Genomic DNA, 18,157 nt, shown 5'->3' on the forward strand with positions numbered 1-18,157 from the left:
CCCTTTTCTGTGTCGCCGAGGGTTATGTCGCGAAACACCGGGGGCCGTTTGAAATTCGGCTCCTTCTTGAAAGCACACGGGGCGCTTTGGGATCGGCGACGAAAGCTTGCTATTTCCCTAGGGAATTTATCCGAGGTCGGCGCAGTCGGTGAGGCAGCTCTGCGGACGAAGCGGTCATCAACTCGGCGACGACATCATGAAGTTTTCAGCATCACTCGCGTGTTGTGATAGCATCCCCAAATCAAACAGTAGACTGCACCGGACCAACCAGTCGAGGTTACTGTCTCTCAAAGCTATCTCGTATCGGACATGGCCCCAAGCATCGCAGGTGGCCCCCAGCTTGAGTTCTCCCTCTAGCGTTTCCCAGACCTTCTCGCCCAGCCAAGGGCCCGCATGCCCTGCTAACATCTGAAAATATTCAACAAAACCGTTGGTCGAAGTGTAGTCATAGACGAAGACGCTCTTCATCGCGCGTAGATTCGGCGTTTCGATAGTCACATCAAAATAGTCTTGTGACCGGTATGAGAAATGTAGAGAAGAACCCGGGCTCGTGGACTTCATCAGAAATATCGACATAGAAGGACCTCAGAAACTGCCGTCAGCTAACATCGGGTGAACGATGATAGTCAAGTGTGCGCTCAACTGCTATCGGTCCGCATTGGGCTCTTAATGTCCAGTACAACCAATCCTCAAGCAGCATAGCTAGCGGACGTTCGCTGCAATGTAGAAAACTTGTAAAGTGGCCTCAATCCGGCCCGCCGTCTTTCATGCAACGGCTCCCAGAGGGCACGTCTTACCCCAAAGGCCACATGCCCCGACGAACAAAAATTTGGAAAGTGGTCGGGGCGGCGAGATTCGAACTCACGACCCCCTGTACCCAAAACAGGTGCGCTACCAGACTGCGCCACGCCCCGACCGTGCGCCTCTCCTACCGTGCCGGGACGCGGTTGAAAAGGGCTTTGTTGCAGAGGGCTTATTGTTCCGCGCAGGGATCGGCCGCCTCGGGCCCGAAAGCCGGATGACGCAGCACATCGCCCGCTTCGATACCAAGCCCCGAAGCCAGCCCGCCGTTGATCTCCAGCACAGCAAAGACCGCATCGCCACCCGGAATGGGCGTGCGATCGAGCGGCACGGCATTTTCATGCACACGGGTCACGACACCGCGCCGGTCGATGAAGATCATATCCAGTGGAATCAGCGTATTGGCCATCCAGAAGGCCACAGGTTGCGGCTTTTCATAGACGAAGAGCATGCCATGCGAATGCGCCATCTCGGTCCGGTTCATCAAACCGAGCGCCCGCTCGCCAGCGTCATCCGCGATCTCGACGGAAAAGCGCGCGGATGTGCCCTCCCCCGTCACGATCACCTCGGTCTGGTCGCATGTGCTTTGGGCCGCTGCGACGGAGACAGAGGCGAGCAGCGCGGCCCCGATCGCCACAGAGGCCAGGACCGCACGCCGCTCAGCCATGATCTTCCATGTGCTCTTCCACGGGCTCGCGCAGCGCTGCATCCCAGGCGGTGACATGCGCCGCCATCCGGCCCCGACGACCTTCGATGACGCGCAGGCCCACGGCCTCGCCCGGCATCAGATCGGCCAGACCGGAGCGCCGCAACACCTCGATATGGATGAACACATCCTCGGGTCGGCCGAAGATATTGGCGAAACCGAACCCCTTGCCCTTGTCGAACCATTTGACCCGCGCGGGTTCCAGAGGCAGGCTCAGGCTGCTCTCGTCGATGTCTTCCAGATCTTCCAGCACCGCGCCGCTGCCCGGGGCCGGTGGCAGGATCTCGAGCACCTCGACCGCTTGCACACCACGATCGGTGCGTTGCACGACAAGGCGAATGCCCGCCGCATCGGCGACGGAGCTTTGCCCGAAATTGCGCAGCACATTGGCGTGTAACAAAATATCCGGCCCGCCGTCATCGGCGACCACAAATCCAAATCCGCGTGCCGGATCGAACCATTTCACATGGCCCGATACAACCTGGCCCAAGTCAGTCTCGTTCATTCTCTCTATTACTCACTGGGGCCCCGACCGAACGGCAGGGCCCGAAGCCATGGGGCGTGAGCCCCTCATCCCTGCCAGACCCTGTGCCATTCGGGCCGAAGGTTCAAGCCCCCTCTGGCCTGTCTTTTTGACCAAGCGGACGGGTTCCCCCGCGTCAGCCTGTATCTTGGGCTTTCTCCTCACGGATTGAGTCGCAAGATGTCCCAGGGCTGATCCGGCGCGGCCCGGCGCCAGCGGAAGCGGTCGTGCAGGCGGAACTCGCCATCGGCCCAGAACTCGATTTCCACCGGCGTGATCCGATACCCGCCCCAGAAGGGGGGACGTTTCGGGTTCGGCCCGTGCTTGAGCCCTTCTTTCGCCACCGCCTCCATCAGCGCCGCCTTGCTTTCGAGCGGTCGCGACTGCTGGCTGGCCCAGGCGCCGATCCGGCTGCCCAAAGCACGCGAGCGGTAATAGGCATCGGAATGTTCGTCGCTTTCACGCGTCACGAGGCCGCGCACCCGCACCTGACGGCGCAGGGATTTCCAATGCATCACGAAGGCCGCCTTGCCGGCCGCTTCGATCTCTTGCCCCTTGGCGCTTTCGTAATTCGTGTAGAAGACGAACGCGTCGTCGGCGATCTCCTTCAACAGCACCATGCGCACGTTCGGCAGGCCCTCCGGGTCCACCGTCGCGATGGCGATGGCATTCGGATCGTTGACCTCCCTGGCCTCGGCTTCTTTGAGCCATTTGCGCGCGATCTCGAACGGATCGTCGCCTGCGAAGATGCCCTTGCGCGGAACCGTGTGTGACACCATGACGCCCTCCTGTCTTTGCAGCCCGATTGGACCGCCCTGTCTGACTTCACGGGATAGCCCCTGCGCTCCGGGGCGGCAAGCGCCATCACGGGTCACCGCCTGTGCATCGCTGCGCCGCGGCCCGGAAGCCCCCCTGAGCCCCGATGATGAGCTCCGGCGATTTTCGCCAAACCGTGATGCGGCGTCACGAAATTGACCCTGCGCAGACTTGATCGCCTATCTGAAAACCCCTAAAGCACGAGATAACACAAAAAATAATGGGTTCGAGGAAGACCATGACGAAATTGATGGAAGGCAAACGCGGGCTGATCATGGGCCTTGCGAATGACAAATCGATTGCCTGGGGCATTGCGAAAGCGCTCTCGGATCACGGCGCGGAGCTGTGCTTTTCCTATCAGGGCGAGCAACTCAAGAAACGTGTCGATCCGCTGGCCGAACGCCTCGGGTCCGACTTCGTGGAAGAGTGCGATGTGTCCGACGAGGCCTCGATGGATGCGCTCTTTGCGGCGATCAAGGAGAAATGGGGCAAGCTCGATTTCATCGTGCACGCCATCGGCTTCTCCGACAAGAACGAGCTGCGCGGCCGCTATGTCGACACCACGCGCGCCAACTTCAACCTGACCATGGACATCTCGGTATTCTCCTTCACCGCCGTCGCACAACGCGCGGCGAAGCTGATGCCCGAGGGCGGCTCGATGCTGACCATGACCTATTATGGCGCCGAGCGCGTGATGCCGCATTACAATGTGATGGGCGTCGCCAAGGCCGCTCTGGAGGCCTCCGTGCGCTACCTCGCCGAAGACCTCGGCAAAGACGGTATCCGCGTCAACTCGATCTCCGCCGGTCCGATCAAAACCCTCGCCGCCTCCGGGATCGGCGATTTCCGCTACATCATGAAGTGGAACGAATACAACTCGCCGCTACGTCGCAATGTGACCATCGACGATGTCGGCAACTCCGCGCTCTACCTGCTGTCCGATCTGGGTGCGGGTGTCACGGGCGAAACCCACCATGTCGATGCGGGCTATCACGTCGTCGGCATGAAGGCCGTGGACGCGCCGGACATTTCCAAAGGCTGATCCGCCTCGGATAATGATATAAAAACGGGGGCTTCGGCTCCCGTTTTTCTTTCCTCAATGTCTTTGGGAGGAGACATGACACTCGCGATTTTCCTGTCGATCCTCAGCATTCACCTGATCGCGGCCATGAGCCCCGGCCCGTCTTTCGTGGTCGCCGTGCGCACCGCCGCCTCAGACGGGTTCCGCCCCGCCTTCGGCCTTGCCGTGGCTTTCGGGCTGGGTGCGGTGATCTGGGCGCTGGCGGCGCTCTCCGGCCTGTCGGTCCTGTTCGAGATTTTCCCCCGCGCCTATCTCGCCTTCAAACTCGCTGGCGGGCTGTTCCTGATCTGGATCGGGGTCAAGACCTTCCGCCATGCTGCCGATCCCCTGCCCGAGGCCACGACACTGGCCAGCCCGCGCTCTTTGCCGAACGCGTTTCGCCTCGGCCTGATGACCCAGCTGTCGAATCCGAAACCGGCGGTGTTCTATGGCGCCGTGTTTGCCGGGCTGATCCCGCCGGAAACCCCGCTTGTCGTTAAGGCGGTCTTATTGTTTTTCGTCTTTTTTGACGAAACCCTGTGGTATGTGATTGTCGCGCGGCTTTTTTCGCGGCAAAAAGCACGACAAGCCTATGGCCGGGCCAAGCTCTGGACCGACCGCATCTTGGGCGGCGTGATTGCCGCTTTCGGTCTGCGGATCGCCACCAGTTAAGCCCCGGAGTTGCCCCCGGCCCCGCCAAGATGATGAAAGGATCAAACGATGTCCGACCTCCTGCCCCATGAAAAAGGCTTTCACGTCAGCTGGGACCAGATTCACCGCGACAGCCGTGCGCTGGCGTGGCGGCTTGACGGCAAAGGCCCCGACAATGGCGCATGGCGCGCGATCGTGGCGATCACCCGCGGCGGCATGGCGCCCGCGATGATCATCGCGCGCGAATTGGACATCCGCACCGTCGACACGATTTCGGTGAAATCCTATGACCACCAGACCCAGTCGGAACCCAAGGTTCTGAACGCCCCCGACGCCGACCTGATGGGCGACGGAACCGGCATTCTGGTGATCGACGATCTGGTGGACAGCGGCCGCACCCTTGAGCTGTGCCGTCAGCTCTACCCGAACGCCCATTTCGCCACTGTCTACGCCAAACCGAAGGGCCGCGCGCAGGTCGACAGCTATATCACCGAAGTGTCTCAGGATACGTGGATTTTCTTCCCCTGGGATATGGCGATGCAATACGTCAAACCCTATCGCGGGCGGGACTGATCCGGTCACAAGACGATTTCAAGAAGGGGCCAAGCGGCCCCTTTTTCATGCGCCCCTCGCGCCCAGAGCCTCAACCGTTTTCAGCCAGCGCGCCACTTTTTCAGGTGTCGCCTCCGAGGCCCCTGCAAATTGCGTCACCCGTACCGGTTTGATGCCGACAAAACCGAAGATATGGCCCTTGAGCGTCGCCGCAATCGGGTTGCGATAGGCGAGCCAGAGAAACCATGTCGGCGTGTCGGAGGTCAGTACCACCCGTGCGCTGCGCCCCGAAAGCATCGGGCGCGGCATCCCCGTGCGCAGCGGATTGCGCGTGTCAAACGCCCGGCCCGGCAGGAACGCCCGATCGAACAGCCCCTTGAGCTTGGCAGGCAATCCCCCCCACCACATCGGCGCGAACATCACCACATGCTCCGCCCAGTCGATATGGGCCAGCACCGCTTCGAGATCGGGTTCGAGCGGTTTCGGGTCCTTATAGCCGGCGCGCTCAAAATCCATATCGAAGCGCAGCTCGTGCAAGTGATGCAGCCGCACCTCATGGCCTGCGGTCCGCGCCGCCGTCCCATAGGTTTCGGCGAAAGAGTGCGACAGCGTGTCCGCCGCCGGATGACCGTTCAGGATATAGATCCGCCTGGACATGCTGTCCCTCATAAAATTTGACCGTGGTCAATTTAATAGGCGCAAAACGTGACCATGGTCAATTCATGAAATTGACCGGGGTCACGAAACATGCAAACTGTCGCCATGACCAAACCGATCCAGAAACGCGCCATCGCCACCCGGGAAAAGCTGCTCTCAGCCGCCAACACCTTGATTTCAGAGCAAGGATTCGACGCCCTGCGGGTCGAGGAGGTGGTCGGTACGGCGGGGGTGGCGAAGGGGACTTTTTTTGCCCATTTCAAGGACAAGGACGCGCTTCTGGAACAGATCATCGGCGCGCGTCTCGCCGACATCACCGAAGCGATGGCCCAGCCCCCCGCCCCGCAGAGCATCGCGGAGATGATCGCACGGCTCGCCCCGCTGATCGCTTTCACGACCTCGGAACGTCGGGTGTTCGATGTGATGATCCGCTATTCGGGCGCCGCTGCGGTGGCGGAGATCGGCCCCATCGCCGAACAGTTCGATACCCAGATCTTACTCTATGGCCGCTGGGCCTCCGAGGGGCCGTTTCGTCGCGATGCCGCCCCGGAGCTTCTGGGCGAAGGCATCAGCGCCTTTCTCATTCAGGCCATCGCCCTGACCTTTTGTGCGCTGAACAGTCAGGAGGCGCTGGAGACCCGGCTGACCGCCTATCTCACCGCCTGGCTTTTGCCACAGGAATGATCAGGCGGCAGAGGCGCGCAGCAGCATGTCCTGCACCTTGTCGATCTCGTGCTCGGCAAAGGACAGACCCGCCGCCCGGTCCGAGCCACGCAGCACCGCGTCGATCGCGCCACAGGCCGACCGCACCAGATAGCCCGCCTGCCGCAACTCCATGTCATAGGAAAGATCGCGGATCCGGTCCGTCATCTCCGTCTCACGCGCCGCATCGCCCGTTCGCGCCATATCGAGCGCCGCGTGCAAATCGTCGATCAGACAGGGATCGCCCTGCATCCCGCCTCGCATCATGACTGCCATCTTGAACCTTTCAACTGTTATGCCCGAAATATTGAACGATCCGGGTCTTTTGCCCTTCATCTGGGGCGCTTTTGACCCAGTGTCATCCAAGGCTCATGCGAAAATGGTAAACAAAGCATGAAAGCCTGATCAAAACCCGCTCCCCCCCGCGTGAAAGGTAATTTTTTCAGCAGCTTGCCGGGGATTTCATCGAAATGCATGCGTCGGCACACCGGTTTTCAGGTGCCGATCACGCCTCGGCGAGGCGATTGCATCCGGCGCGGGCCGTTTCTAAATTCAGTTTGACCACGAAAGGATATGTCCATGTCGACCCCGATCAATCCAGCCCTGACCCGCACCCAGGCCTCGCCCATCGTCGCGTCGAAAAGCTGGATGCAGGGCATGACCTTCACACCCGAGCGCCCGTTGATCAACGTCAGCCAGGCCGCGCCGATGGAGGCGCCGCCACTGGCGCTGCGCAAAGAAATCGCCCGCATCGCGCTCGAAGACACAGCGGCGCATCTCTACGGTCCGGTCCTTGGCCTGCCGGAGCTGCGCGCCGAACTCGCGTCGCAATGGTCCGCCGCCTATCACGCCGAAATCAAAGCCGAAGAGGTCGCGATCACCTCCGGCTGCAACGAGGCCTTTACCGCCACGATGACCACCATTGCTGGCGCGGGCGATGAGGTGATCCTCGCAACGCCTTGGTATTTCAACCATAAAATGTGGTGCGACATATCGGGCGTTCATGCCGTACCGCTGCCCACCGGCGACGATCTCTTGCCCGATCTGGAGACCTGCGCCCGGCTGATCACGCCGCGCACCCGCGCCATCGTGCTGATCACGCCGAACAATCCGGGCGGGGTGGAATATCCGGCAGAGCTTTTGACGAAATTCTACGCGCTGGCCCGCGAACATCGCATCATGCTGGTCCTGGACGAGACCTATCGCGATTTCGACAGCCGCTCGGAGGTGCCGCATTACCTGTTCCGCCAGCCCGACTGGCGCGACACGTTGGTGCACCTCTATTCCTTCTCCAAGGCCTTTCGCCTCACCGGCCACCGCGTCGGCGCGCTGATCACCGGGACGGAGCGCATGACGGAGGTGGAGAAATATCTCGACACGGTCACCATCTGCCCGAACCAGATCGGCCAGCGCGCCGCGCTTTGGGGGTTGCAAAACCTCAGCCAGTGGGTCGCCGGAGAGCGCGCCGAAATCCTCGCCCGGCGCGCGGCGATGACCGATGGTTTCAAACAGCTCAAGGGCTGGAAACTGCTCGGTTGTGGCGCCTTCTTCGCCTATGTCGAACATCCGTTCGACAGGCCCTCCTCGGAGCTTGCGCCCTGGCTGTTGCGCGAGGCGGGGGTGCTGCTTTTGCCCGGCACCGCTTTCATGCCCGCAAACGATCCGCGCGGCGAGCGACAATTGCGCATCGCCTTCGCCAATATCGGTGTGCCGGAGATCGCAACGCTTTTCACGCGATTGGCACAAATCACCCCCTGATCCGCCTTGCCCTCTCTGTCGCTTGCCCCTACACCATTGCCCAACCTTGATGGGAGAAGAAAAACATGGCGAGCGGCAAGGGTTCTGGCGCGAAAATGGTGGTCTGGGGGATTCTCGGCCTCCTCATCATCGGCCTCGGCGGATTTGGCACGGCGAATTTCGGCGGTGGCGTGACCCGCGTGGCCTCGGTGGGCGACGAGGACATTTCCGTCAATGATTACGCCAATGCGCTGCGCAGCCAGATGCGCGCAATCGAAGCCCAGACCGGCCAGCCGTTTTCCGTCAGCCAGGCGCAGGATTTCGGCCTGTCGCAACAGGTGCTCGATCAGCTTCTGTCGCAGGCGGCCCTCGATGGCGAGACCGCACGTCTCGGGATTTCCGTCGGCGACGAGGCGGTGCGCCGCGAGCTTCTGACCTATGACGCCTTCAAAGGCGTCGATGGCAAATTCGACACCGCCGCCTACAAAGACCTGCTGGCCCGCAACAACATGAACGAGGGCGATTTCGAAGCCGATCTGCGCCGCGAGGCCGCCCGCTCGATCCTCTCTGGCGCTCTGGCCTCCGGCATCACCATGCCGCCCTCCTACGGTCAGGCCGTGGTCGACTGGCTCGGAGAACGCCGCACCATCACGGTCGCCACGCTCGCCCCCAGCGCCCTCGACACCGGCGCCCCGCTGGCGTCTGACAGCGACATCCAGAGCTGGTACGACGCCCATCCCGATCTTTACACCGCCCCCGAGGCGCGCCGCATCACCTATGCCTGGCTCACCCCCGCGATGCTGACCGACAAGGTCGATCTCGACGAGACCGCGCTGCGCAAACTCTATCAGGACAATATCGCAAGCTATGTGCAGCCGGAGCGCCGTCTGGTCGAGCGTCTGGTGTTTGGCACCGAAGACGAGGCGCAGGCCGCCGCCGACCGCATAGCCTCGGGTCAGAGCAGCTTTGAAGACGAAACGACCGCGCGCGGTCTCGCGCTGATCGACACCGATATGGGGGACGTCTCCGAAGACGACCTGTCCTCTGCGGCCGGTCCTGCGGTCTTTGCGCTTGAGGGCACGGGCGTGGTCGGTCCGGTGATGTCCGATCTGGGCCCGGCGATCTACCGCGTCAACGGTACGCTCGCGGGCACCGAGATTTCCTTTGAAGACGCCCGCAACGAATTGGCTGCCGAGATGGCTGCGGATGCGGCCGCGCGCCTCATTGCCGATCAGATCGAGACTTTCGACAACGATCTGGCGGGCGGCTACACGCTTGAGGATCTCGCGAACGAGACCGACATGGAGCTGGGCCAGATCGACTGGACCCCCGAAAGCGAAGGCGGGATCGCCGCCTATACCGATTTCCAACAGGCCGCCGCCAGCGTGACGCTGGACGACTACCCGGAAATCGTCGAGCTGACCGATGGCGGCGTCTTCGCGCTGCGCCTCGACGAGATCGTGCCCGCCACGGTGAAACCGCTCGATCAGGTGCGCGATCAGGTCGCCGCCGATTGGGAGGCCGATGCGTTGAACCAGAAACTCACGGCCCGCGCCGAAGAGCTTGAGACCAGCGTCGCCTCCGGCACCGCTATCGCCGATCTCGGCCTGCCGGTCGAGCAGTTCACCGCGATCACCCGTCAGGATTTCATCTCCACCATGCCCGCGGGCTTCATGGATGCGGTCTTCGCGCCGGGTCTCAAGGCCGGAGGCACCACGCTGATCCCCGGCGAGGGCCGTGTGGTCATCGCCCGGATCGAGACCGTCGACGCGCCCGAACATACCGACGAAAACGCCGCCATCGCGGAGAATTATATTGAAACCGCCGCACAAGGTGTCTCCACCGACGTGATCGAAGCCTTCGCCCGGGCGCTGCGCACCCGTGACGGCGTGACGGTGAGCCAGACCGCCCTCAACGCGGTGCACAGCCAGTTGCAATAAAAGACACGAAGAAAGACGCCCCCATGGCCACGCTCATTCCGTCCTTCACCGATTTCGAAACCGGGTTCAACGCAGGCCAGAACCAGCTCGTATATGCCAAGGTGGCCGCCGATCTCGACACGCCGGTGTCGATCATGCTGAAACTCGCAGGCGCCCGCACCGACAGTTTCATCCTCGAATCCGTCACCGGCGGCGAGGTGCGCGGGCGCTACTCCATCGTGGGCATGAAGCCAGACCTGATCTGGAAATGCGACGGCACCACCGCCTCGGTCAACCGCAACGCGCGGTTCGATGCAGAGAGCTATGTGGTGGACGACAAGGACCCGCTCACCTCGATCCGCGCGCTGATCGCCGAGAGCCGCGTGGACATCCCCGACGATCTGCCGGGTTCCGCCGCCGGTCTTTTCGGCTATCTCGGCTATGACATGATCCGCCTTGTCGAGCATCTGCCCAATGTGAATCCCGATCCCATCGGCCTGCCCGATGCGGTTCTGATGCGGCCCTCGGTGATTGCCATTCTCGATGGCGTCAAAGGCGATGTGATCCTTGTGTCCCCCGCCTGGGCCTCCTCGGGTCTCTCCGCCAAAGCCGCCTATGCCCAGGCCGCCGAACGCGTGATGGATGCGCTCCGCGATCTCGAACGCGCGCCCTCGAAAGCCAGCCATGAGATGGGCGAGGCCTATGTTGCCCCACCCGCCACCTCGAACTTCACCCACGAAGGCTACAAAGCCGCCGTGGAGAAGGCGAAAGACTACATCACCGCAGGCGACATTTTCCAGGTCGTGCCCGCACAGCGCTGGACGCAGGACTTCCCGCTCCCGCCTTTCTCGCTCTATCGCTCGCTGCGCCGCACCAACCCGTCGCCCTTCATGTTCTTCTTCAACTTCGGCGGATTCCAGATCATCGGCGCCTCGCCCGAAATCCTCGTCCGCGTCTTCGATGGCGAGGTCACCATCCGCCCCATCGCCGGCACCCGCAAACGTGGCGCGACACCGGCCGAGGACAAGGCGCTGGAAGAAGACCTGTTGTCGGACGAGAAGGAACTGGCCGAGCACCTGATGCTTCTGGATCTCGGGCGCAACGATGTTGGCCGGGTCGCCAAGATCGGCACGGTGCATCCAACCGAAGAATTCATCATCGAGCGCTATTCCCACGTCATGCACATCGTTTCCAATGTGGTGGGCGAGCTGCGCGAGGATGAAGACGCGCTCTCCGCATTGCTCGCGGGCCTGCCCGCAGGCACGGTCTCCGGCGCGCCGAAAGTCCGTGCCATGGAGATCATCGACGAGCTGGAACCCGAGAAACGCGGCGTCTATGGCGGCGGCGTGGGATACTTTTCCGCAGGCGGTGACATGGACATGTGCATCGCGCTCCGCACCGCCGTCCTCAAGGACGAAAAGCTCTATATCCAAGCCGGTGGCGGCGTCGTCTACGACAGCTCGCCCGAGGGCGAATACCAAGAAACCGTCAACAAATCCAATGCGCTGCGCAAAGCCGCCGAGGATGCGGGCTTGTTTACACGGTCGGGAAATCGCTGACGAAAACCCTCGTCACATGGAAGGCGCACCGGTTTCTCCGCTGCGCCTTTTCTTTTGTCCCCAAATATCCTGCGGGGGCCCGGGGGTGCAAAACCCCCGGCGCTTTCAAAGCGGCAGTTCGGTCGTCGATTTGATCTCCTGCATCGAAAGCAGCGCCGTCACGTTGTAAATCGACACCTCCTTGATCAGCGCCTGATAGAACTCATCGTAAGCCTTGGCATTCTTCACCCGGACCTTCAGGATATAGTCGATCTCCCCCGCCAGCCGGTGCGCCTCCAGCACCTCGGGCCGTTTTTGCAGCACTTTCAGGAATTTCTCCTGCCAGCCCGCCTCATGCGCATTGGTGCGCACCAGCACAAAAAAACAGGCCTCAAGCCCGAGGCTTTCGGGATCGAGAATGACAGTCTGCTGACCGATCACGCCGCCCTCTTTCATCTTGCGGATGCGATTCCACACCGGCGTCTTCGAGGAGCCAACTTTGCGCGCAATCTCGTCCAGAGACTGACTCGCGTCGCGTTGCAGCTCACCCAGAATTTTCCGGTCCATCGCATCGATCTGGTCCACCATTTCGATTTTTCCCTTCATCTCGGAATTCCGGCCTGCCTGCCACAGAGGAATGGAACAAACATCCTTATCTCTCCGCGCATCTGGCCATTTATTGGAACAATATTCTAAATTAACGACAAGAATTCGCAAGATGGAAAGAGCCATGCCGCGCCCCTTCACGCCCAAAGCCATCACCGCCAACGCCCTTCTGGAGGGCGATGTGATCTATCTCGACCACAAGGGCCAGTGGGTCCGCGACCTGCGTCAGGCCCGTGCCTTTACCGAAGCCGAAGTGGCCGAGGCCGCTTTGGCCGAGGCCGCGAAGGACGGCATGGTGGTTGGCGCCTATCTGACCGACGTCAAACTCGGCGAACATGGGCCGGAACCCACGCATTTCCGCGAGGAATTCCGCCGCACCGGACCGTCCAACTATTTCCACGGAAAACAGGAGGCCGAAGCCCATGTATAAGTACAACGACTTCGACGAAGCCTTTGTCCGCGCCCGCGTCGCGCAGTTCTCCGCTCAGGTCGCCCGCCGCATCGACGGCAGCCTCACGGAGGAAGAGTTCCGCCCGCTGCGCCTGATGAACGGCCTCTACCTGCAACTCCACGCCTATATGCTGCGCGTGGCGATCCCCTATGGCACGCTCAACAGTGGCCAGATGGATCAACTTGCGCATATCGCCGAGACCTATGATCGCGGCTACGGCCATTTCACCACGCGGCAGAACATCCAGTACAACTGGCCGAAACTGCCCGACGTGCCCGCGATCCTGTCGGATCTGGCGGATGTCGAAATGCATGCGATCCAGACCTCGGGCAACACGATCCGCAACGTGACCGCCGATCATTTCGCGGGCGCCGCCGCCGATGAGGTCGCCGATCCGCGGCCTGTGGCCGAGCTGGTGCGTCAGTGGTCCACCGATCACCCGGAATTCCAGTTCCTGCCCCGCAAATTCAAAATCGCCGTCTCGGGCGCCAAAGCCGACCGTGCGGTGATAAAAGCCCATGACATCGGGCTCTACCTGCGCGAGCAGAACGGCAAGATCGGCGCTCAGATCATCGTCGGTGGTGGCCTTGGCCGCACGCCGATGGTGGGCAAGGTGCTGAAAGACTTCGTGTCTCTCGCAGACCTTTTGCCCTATCTCGAGGCCACCGTGTCGGTGTGGAACACCTTGGGCCGACGCGACAACAAATACAAAGCCCGGATCAAAATCACCGTGCATGAGCATGGCATCGAGGACATCCGCGCCCGTGTCGAAGCGCGCTTTGCCCAAGTCAAACCGCTGTTCGGCGGCATCGACATGGCGATGCTCGAAGAGATCCAAGCCGCCTTCGCCCCGCCCGCCTTCCGCGAGGCCGCAACCGAGGCCTATGACCGCGCTTACGAGGCAGACCCGGTGTTCCGCGCCTGGGCCGACACCAACCTGTCCGACCACCGCGCACCGGGCTATGCCATCGCGACCGTCTCGATCAAAACGCCGGGCCAGACGCCGGGCGACGCCTCCGCCGATCAGATGCGGGTGCTGGCGCAACTCGCGCGCGATTATGGCCACGACGAGCTGCGCATCTCGCACGAACAGAACGTCATCCTGCCGCATGTCCATAAATCCGACCTGCCCGCCATTCATGCGGCGCTGAAGGACGCAGGGCTCGCCACCGCCAACATCGGCCTCGTGAGCGACATCATCGCCTGCCCCGGCATGGATTACTGCGCGCTGGCGACGGCTCGCTCGATCCCGGTGGCGCAAGGCATTGCGACCCGGTTCGAAGAGCTGAAACTCGAACAGGACATCGGCCCGCTCAGGATCAAGATCTCCGGCTGCATCAACGCCTGCGGGCACCACCATGTCGGCCATATCGGCATTCTGGGCCTCGACCGGGCGGGTGTGGAGAATTACCAGATCACGCTCGGCGGCGATGGCACCGAAGACATGGTGATCGGCGAGCGCACCGGACCGGGCTTTGCCTATGACGAGATCATTCCCGCGATTGAGCGCATTCTTGCGACCTATCTGGAGCTGCGCGAGGCCCCCGAGGAGACCTTCCTCGAAGCCTATCGCCGCCTCGGCATGGCGCCGTTCAAAGCCGCGCTTTATCCGGAAAAGGAAAAAGCCCATGCCGCATAATCTCGCGCTTCGGGAGGAATTCGGCACGGTCGAGACTCGTGTCGAGCGCCTCAACGCGCGCTACGCCCATCATTCGGCGACCTCGGTACTCGAACTGGCGCTGAGGGACCGCGAACTTGGGCGGATCGCGCTTGTGTCCTCTTTCGGAGCGGAAAGCGTCGTGCTTTTGCACATGATTTCGGTGATGAAACCGGACACGCCGGTGATTTTCATCGACACGGAGATGCTGTTTCCCGAAACGATCCAGTATCAGCTCGACCTGATCGACAAGCTTGATCTGCGGGACGTGCGACGCATTTCGCCATCGCCTGCGCGGATCAATGCGCATGATCCCGACGGGTTGCTACACCTGTCAGACAAAGACGCCTGCTGCAATCTGCGCAAAACCGTGCCGCTGCAAAACGCGCTCGGGCATTTCGATGCCTGGATCACCGGACGCAAACGGTTTCAGGGCTCGACCCGCGCCACGCTCGATTTCTTCGAGAATGAGGATGACACGCGGATCAAGATCAACCCGCTGGCCTATTGGGCGCCCGAGGACCTGAAAGACTACATGATCAACAACCGCCTGCCGCGTCATCCCTTGGTCGCAAAAGGCTACCCGTCGATCGGCTGTGCGCCTTGCACCAGCCCGGTCAAAGAGGGCGAAGACCCGCGCGCGGGTCGCTGGCGGGGCGAAGACAAAACGGAATGCGGGATTCACATTGTGGACGGGAAATTCGTCCGCATCGGCAATCCCGGCAAAGGAGACGCAGCATGAGCGTGATCATCCGCGACGAGGGCTTTGTCCCCGAAAACTACACCGGCGACTGGGTTGAACTGCCCTCCGACACCGACCCTGAAACCCTGGCACAACACGGCAATGCGCCCGCGATCCGCATCGCTTTTCCGAGTTTTTCGGACGGGCGCGGCTTTACGCTCGCGCGGCTCTTGCGGCTGGGCGGATTTCAGGGCCGGTTGCGCGCCCATGGTCATGTGATCGCCGATCAATATGCCATGGCGCGGCGCGCGGGCTTTGACGAGGTGGAAATCCCTGCCGATCTCGCCACCCGCCAGCCCGAGGATCAGTGGCGCGCCCGGTGCGATTGGCGGGCACATGATTACCAAACGCGCTTGCGGGCGCGCGGATAGCCTCCGCAGGCGCCCCGCCCCCGGCCAAGCTTGCACGCACGCACAGAACAGTCCAAAAGGGACGAGACCCTGCGCGCAACACATGATGTGGATCAAAGATGCATCTGCATCCCCCCTTTAAATGGCGCGAGACCCAAATGACCGAGCTGACCGACGAGCTGATGCAAGTGACCGACGTAAAAACCAAACCCGTGCCCACCCTGCCCGATGCCGCCACCGTTCTTGAGGTGCACCACTGGAACGACCGGCTGTTCTCCTTCAAGGTGGAGCGGCCCCAGACCTTGCGCTTCCGTTCCGGCGAATTCGTGATGATCGGGCTGATGAACGATCCGGACCCGAAAACCGGCAAGCAGAAACCGCTGCTGCGCGCCTATTCCATTGCCTCGCCAAGCTGGGAAGAGCATCTGGAATTCTACTCGATCAAGGTGCCCGATGGCCCGCTGACCTCGCGTTTGCAACACATCGAGCCCGGCGATCAGATTATCCTGCGCCCGAAACCCGTCGGCACTCTGGTGGTGGATGCGCTCCTGCCCGGAAAACGCCTCTGGTTCTTCGCGACCGGCACCGGCATTGCGCCCTTTGCCTCGCTGATGCGCGAGCCGGAAGTTTATGAGAAATACGACGAGGTGATCCTGATGCACACCTGTCGCGAGGTCTCGGAACTGGAATACGGGCGGCAACTGGTCGAGCACATCAAGTCGGACGAGATTCTGTCGGAGATCGAACAGGGCAAGCTGCGCTATTACCCGACCACGACCCGCGAAGAGTTCCATCACATGGGCCGCGTCACCGACAACCTGTCCTCCGGCAAGGTGTTCGAGGATCTGGGTATCGCGCCGATGAACCCGGAGACCGACCGCGGCATGGTCTGTGGCAACCTGGCGTTCAACAAGGACATCATGGCCATTCTCGACGGCTTCGGGCTGCGCGAAGGGGCCAATTCCGAACCCAAGGAATATGTCGTAGAGAAGGCCTTTGTGGACTGACCCGCACGCCCATTCCCGAATATGAGAAACCCCGCTTCGGCGGGGTTTTCTTTTGAGTATTTCCACCATCGGAAAACCCGGAAGGACGAAAGCCTGAAAGGCGAAACATAAAAAGGCCGCGCGAGGTGTCCCCCGCGCGGCCTCAACTGCTCGCTCTTACTCAGCGATAATTACATGCCCAGAAGGGTTTTGGTTTTGTCGAGGATCGCGCCAAGGATCGCCGGGTTGTCAGCGGCCTGTTCCATGGAGGTGATGACAGTGGCTTTCGCTTCGTCGGACAGCGAGGAGGCGTTCACCAGATCGGTGGCTTTCTCGAGATCGAAGCCGTCGACGGTCAGAACTTCGGCAGCGGTGGCGAGATCGAAGGACGGGTCGACATCCACCACGGCATCGGTCGCGGCGTCGGCGGCATCGGAGGCGGCTTCCATCGCATCGGCGGCTGCGTCGGCAGCGACATCGGTCGCGGCGTCGGCGGTGTCGGCGGCCACAGCGGCGGCGTCAGAAGCGGTGTCGGTTGCGGCTTCGGCAGCGGCTTCCGTGGCCTCGGTTGCGGCGTCGGCGGCATCGGTCGCGGCATCGACGGCAGTTTCGGCGGCGTCGCTTGCGGCCTCGACAGCGCCTTCGCCTGCGGCGGCTGCGGCGTCGGTCGCAGCTTCGACGGCGTCAGAAGCGGCCTCGGACGCGGCTTCGGCAGCCTCGGTTGCGGTCTCGGTCGCCTCGGCGGCCACTTCTTCGGCGGACTCGGACACGGCATCAACCGCGTCGGAGGCAGCTTCGGAAGCCTGTTCGATCACGGAGGTGGTTTCCGTCGTGGTTTCCGCGGCTTTCTCTTCCTCTTTACAGGCCGCGAGCGTCAGCGCGAGGCTGGCCACGAGAGCGCCGGTCAGAATACGTTTGGTCATGTCAGTCTTCCTCACAAATACTTGCGGGGTGTTTCCCCCCCGAACAGCGCGGATATGGCATGGCACATGGCGAAATGAAAGGGGCCTGTCGAGCGGATTTTCCCCCGAGGCCTCCCTTGTGCGGGAAGCCGCCGAATGCGGGTTGAAAGCAGAGGCGATACGCCCTATTTTCCCGCGAAACACATGCAACGACGAACAGGAGCCGACCATAGCCCGCAGACCGCATAACGCCCCGCCGACCCGTGACACCGGACCGCGTATCAACGAACGCATCCGTGCGCCGGAAATCCGACTGATCGGTGCAGAGGGCGAGAATATTGGTGTCATCACGCCCGCCAAGGCCCTCGATCTGGCGATCGAAGCCGGGCTCGACCTCGTGGAAATCTCCCCGAACGCCACGCCCCCGGTCTGCAAGATCATGGACTTCGGCAAGTTCAAATACGAACAGCAGAAGCGGGAATCCGAAGCCCGCAAGAAGCAGAAGATCATCGAGATCAAGGAAGTCAAATTCCGCCCCGGCACCGACGTGCATGACTATGAAGTCAAGATGCGCAACGTGATCAAGTTCCTCGAGAACGGCGACAAGGTGAAAGTCACCCTGCGCTTCCGTGGTCGCGAAATGGCGCACCAGGATCTGGGTCGCCAGCTTCTCGAACGCGTCGCCGAGGACGTCAAGGAAATCGGCAAGATCGAGAACATGCCCAAGATGGAAGGCCGTCAGATGATCATGATGATCGGCCCGCTTCCCTCGAAAGGCTGATCCGCCTCACAGGCCGGAAA

At 61.8% G+C, this 18,157-nt stretch carries 22 protein-coding genes and 1 tRNA gene; 13 read left to right on the plus strand and 10 right to left on the minus strand.

Translation table 11 applies throughout. The features are described 5' to 3' along the window. Positions 1-177: 177 nt before the first annotated feature. The 5 genes from NH195_RS10450 to pdxH all read right to left on the minus strand — a co-directional run bounded on the left by NH195_RS10450 (position 178) and on the right by pdxH (position 2,809). Entirely contained in the window at positions 178-576 is a 399-nt protein-coding gene (locus NH195_RS10450) for a DUF6228 family protein (protein ID WP_066706457.1), read from the minus strand. Positions 577-837: 261 nt separating this feature from the next. Further along, positions 838-914: transfer RNA gene (locus NH195_RS10455), tRNA-Pro, on the minus strand. Between the two features lie 59 nt (positions 915-973). Beyond that, positions 974-1,468 carry a DUF192 domain-containing protein gene (locus NH195_RS10460; protein WP_066706466.1) on the minus strand — a complete coding sequence of 165 codons (495 nt, stop codon included), beginning with the start codon at positions 1,466-1,468 and terminating at the stop codon, positions 974-976. After that, the gene (locus NH195_RS10465; protein ID WP_066706470.1) at positions 1,461-2,012 is read right to left on the minus strand and encodes a cold-shock protein; all 552 of its coding nucleotides are present in this window, start codon (positions 2,010-2,012) and stop codon (positions 1,461-1,463) included. Before NH195_RS10465 ends, NH195_RS10460 begins: the two co-directional genes overlap by 8 nt. Positions 2,013-2,191: 179 nt before the next feature. Next, on the minus strand, positions 2,192-2,809 hold the full coding sequence (gene pdxH, locus NH195_RS10470) for a pyridoxamine 5'-phosphate oxidase (RefSeq protein WP_066706472.1): 618 nt from the start codon (positions 2,807-2,809) through the stop codon (positions 2,192-2,194). Between the two features lie 275 nt (positions 2,810-3,084). On the opposite strand from pdxH, the gene fabI reads away from it, so the two are divergent. The 3 genes from fabI to gpt all read left to right on the plus strand — a co-directional run bounded on the left by fabI (position 3,085) and on the right by gpt (position 5,130). Continuing rightward, the gene (fabI, locus tag NH195_RS10475; protein WP_066706474.1) at positions 3,085-3,888 is read left to right on the plus strand and encodes an enoyl-ACP reductase FabI; all 804 of its coding nucleotides are present in this window, start codon (positions 3,085-3,087) and stop codon (positions 3,886-3,888) included. Between the two features lie 75 nt (positions 3,889-3,963). Then, entirely contained in the window at positions 3,964-4,578 is a 615-nt protein-coding gene (locus NH195_RS10480; RefSeq protein WP_066706476.1) for a LysE family translocator, read from the plus strand. 48 nt (positions 4,579-4,626) lie between these two features. Continuing rightward, the gene (gene gpt, locus NH195_RS10485; RefSeq protein WP_066706478.1) at positions 4,627-5,130 is read left to right on the plus strand and encodes a xanthine phosphoribosyltransferase; all 504 of its coding nucleotides are present in this window, start codon (positions 4,627-4,629) and stop codon (positions 5,128-5,130) included. 45 nt (positions 5,131-5,175) lie between these two features. On the opposite strand, the gene NH195_RS10490 is transcribed toward gpt, so the two are convergent. Continuing rightward, entirely contained in the window at positions 5,176-5,766 is a 591-nt protein-coding gene (locus NH195_RS10490; RefSeq protein ID WP_066706481.1) for an NAD(P)H-dependent oxidoreductase, read from the minus strand. A 105-nt stretch (positions 5,767-5,871) separates the two neighbouring features. Between NH195_RS10490 and NH195_RS10495 the strand changes: the two genes are divergently transcribed. Next, positions 5,872-6,450 (plus strand): TetR/AcrR family transcriptional regulator, encoded by a 579-nt coding sequence (locus NH195_RS10495; protein WP_066706483.1) that lies wholly within the window; start codon positions 5,872-5,874, stop codon positions 6,448-6,450. On the opposite strand, the gene NH195_RS10500 is transcribed toward NH195_RS10495, so the two are convergent. After that, on the minus strand, positions 6,451-6,744 hold the full coding sequence (locus NH195_RS10500; RefSeq protein WP_155846140.1) for a hypothetical protein: 294 nt from the start codon (positions 6,742-6,744) through the stop codon (positions 6,451-6,453). A gap of 56 nt (positions 6,745-6,800) precedes the next feature. Then, positions 6,801-6,944, minus strand: a complete 144-nt coding sequence (locus NH195_RS21460) for a hypothetical protein (RefSeq protein WP_162265867.1) — start codon at positions 6,942-6,944, stop codon at positions 6,801-6,803. A gap of 103 nt (positions 6,945-7,047) precedes the next feature. On the opposite strand from NH195_RS21460, the gene NH195_RS10505 reads away from it, so the two are divergent. The 3 genes from NH195_RS10505 to trpE all read left to right on the plus strand — a co-directional run bounded on the left by NH195_RS10505 (position 7,048) and on the right by trpE (position 11,683). After that, complete coding sequence (locus tag NH195_RS10505; RefSeq protein WP_066706490.1) at positions 7,048-8,226, plus strand: aminotransferase; 1,179 nt, start codon at positions 7,048-7,050, stop codon at positions 8,224-8,226. A 65-nt stretch (positions 8,227-8,291) separates the two neighbouring features. After that, the gene (locus NH195_RS10510; protein ID WP_066706494.1) at positions 8,292-10,145 is read left to right on the plus strand and encodes a SurA N-terminal domain-containing protein; all 1,854 of its coding nucleotides are present in this window, start codon (positions 8,292-8,294) and stop codon (positions 10,143-10,145) included. A 23-nt stretch (positions 10,146-10,168) separates the two neighbouring features. Then, on the plus strand, positions 10,169-11,683 hold the full coding sequence (gene trpE, locus NH195_RS10515; protein WP_066706499.1) for an anthranilate synthase component I: 1,515 nt from the start codon (positions 10,169-10,171) through the stop codon (positions 11,681-11,683). Positions 11,684-11,788: 105 nt separating this feature from the next. Here the strand turns inward: trpE and NH195_RS10520 are convergent, their stop codons facing one another. Then, a complete protein-coding gene (locus NH195_RS10520) occupies positions 11,789-12,250 on the minus strand; it encodes an Lrp/AsnC family transcriptional regulator (protein ID WP_066706561.1) in 462 nt (153 codons plus the stop codon). 142 nt (positions 12,251-12,392) lie between these two features. On the opposite strand from NH195_RS10520, the gene NH195_RS10525 reads away from it, so the two are divergent. The 5 genes from NH195_RS10525 (at position 12,393) to NH195_RS10545 (ending at position 16,475) form a co-directional block, all read left to right on the plus strand. Continuing rightward, positions 12,393-12,698 carry a DUF2849 domain-containing protein gene (locus NH195_RS10525; protein WP_066706564.1) on the plus strand — a complete coding sequence of 102 codons (306 nt, stop codon included), beginning with the start codon at positions 12,393-12,395 and terminating at the stop codon, positions 12,696-12,698. After that, positions 12,691-14,358 (plus strand): nitrite/sulfite reductase, encoded by a 1,668-nt coding sequence (locus NH195_RS10530; protein WP_066706501.1) that lies wholly within the window; start codon positions 12,691-12,693, stop codon positions 14,356-14,358. The genes NH195_RS10525 and NH195_RS10530 overlap by 8 nt, the downstream gene beginning before the upstream one ends. After that, the gene (locus NH195_RS10535; RefSeq protein WP_066706504.1) at positions 14,348-15,118 is read left to right on the plus strand and encodes a phosphoadenylyl-sulfate reductase; all 771 of its coding nucleotides are present in this window, start codon (positions 14,348-14,350) and stop codon (positions 15,116-15,118) included. The genes NH195_RS10530 and NH195_RS10535 overlap by 11 nt, the downstream gene beginning before the upstream one ends. Continuing rightward, positions 15,115-15,489: a DUF934 domain-containing protein gene (locus NH195_RS10540; RefSeq protein WP_066706507.1), complete on the plus strand. Its 375-nt coding sequence runs from the start codon at positions 15,115-15,117 to the stop codon at positions 15,487-15,489. The genes NH195_RS10535 and NH195_RS10540 overlap by 4 nt, the downstream gene beginning before the upstream one ends. Before the next feature lie 137 nt (positions 15,490-15,626). Continuing rightward, positions 15,627-16,475, plus strand: coding sequence for a ferredoxin--NADP reductase (locus NH195_RS10545; protein WP_096807086.1), 849 nt, complete (start codon positions 15,627-15,629; stop codon positions 16,473-16,475). A 170-nt stretch (positions 16,476-16,645) separates the two neighbouring features. On the opposite strand, the gene NH195_RS10550 is transcribed toward NH195_RS10545, so the two are convergent. Then, positions 16,646-17,377: a hypothetical protein gene (locus NH195_RS10550; RefSeq protein ID WP_066706510.1), complete on the minus strand. Its 732-nt coding sequence runs from the start codon at positions 17,375-17,377 to the stop codon at positions 16,646-16,648. A 118-nt stretch (positions 17,378-17,495) separates the two neighbouring features. Here NH195_RS10550 and infC point away from each other — a divergent pair, with 118 nt between their 5' ends. After that, positions 17,496-18,137 carry a translation initiation factor IF-3 gene (infC, locus tag NH195_RS10555; RefSeq protein WP_338012192.1) on the plus strand — a complete coding sequence of 214 codons (642 nt, stop codon included), beginning with the start codon at positions 17,496-17,498 and terminating at the stop codon, positions 18,135-18,137. Positions 18,138-18,157 lie beyond the last annotated feature (20 nt).

The organism is Celeribacter ethanolicus, from assembly GCF_001550095.1.
In the GTDB taxonomy this organism is placed as follows: Bacteria; Pseudomonadota; Alphaproteobacteria; order Rhodobacterales; family Rhodobacteraceae; genus Celeribacter; species Celeribacter ethanolicus.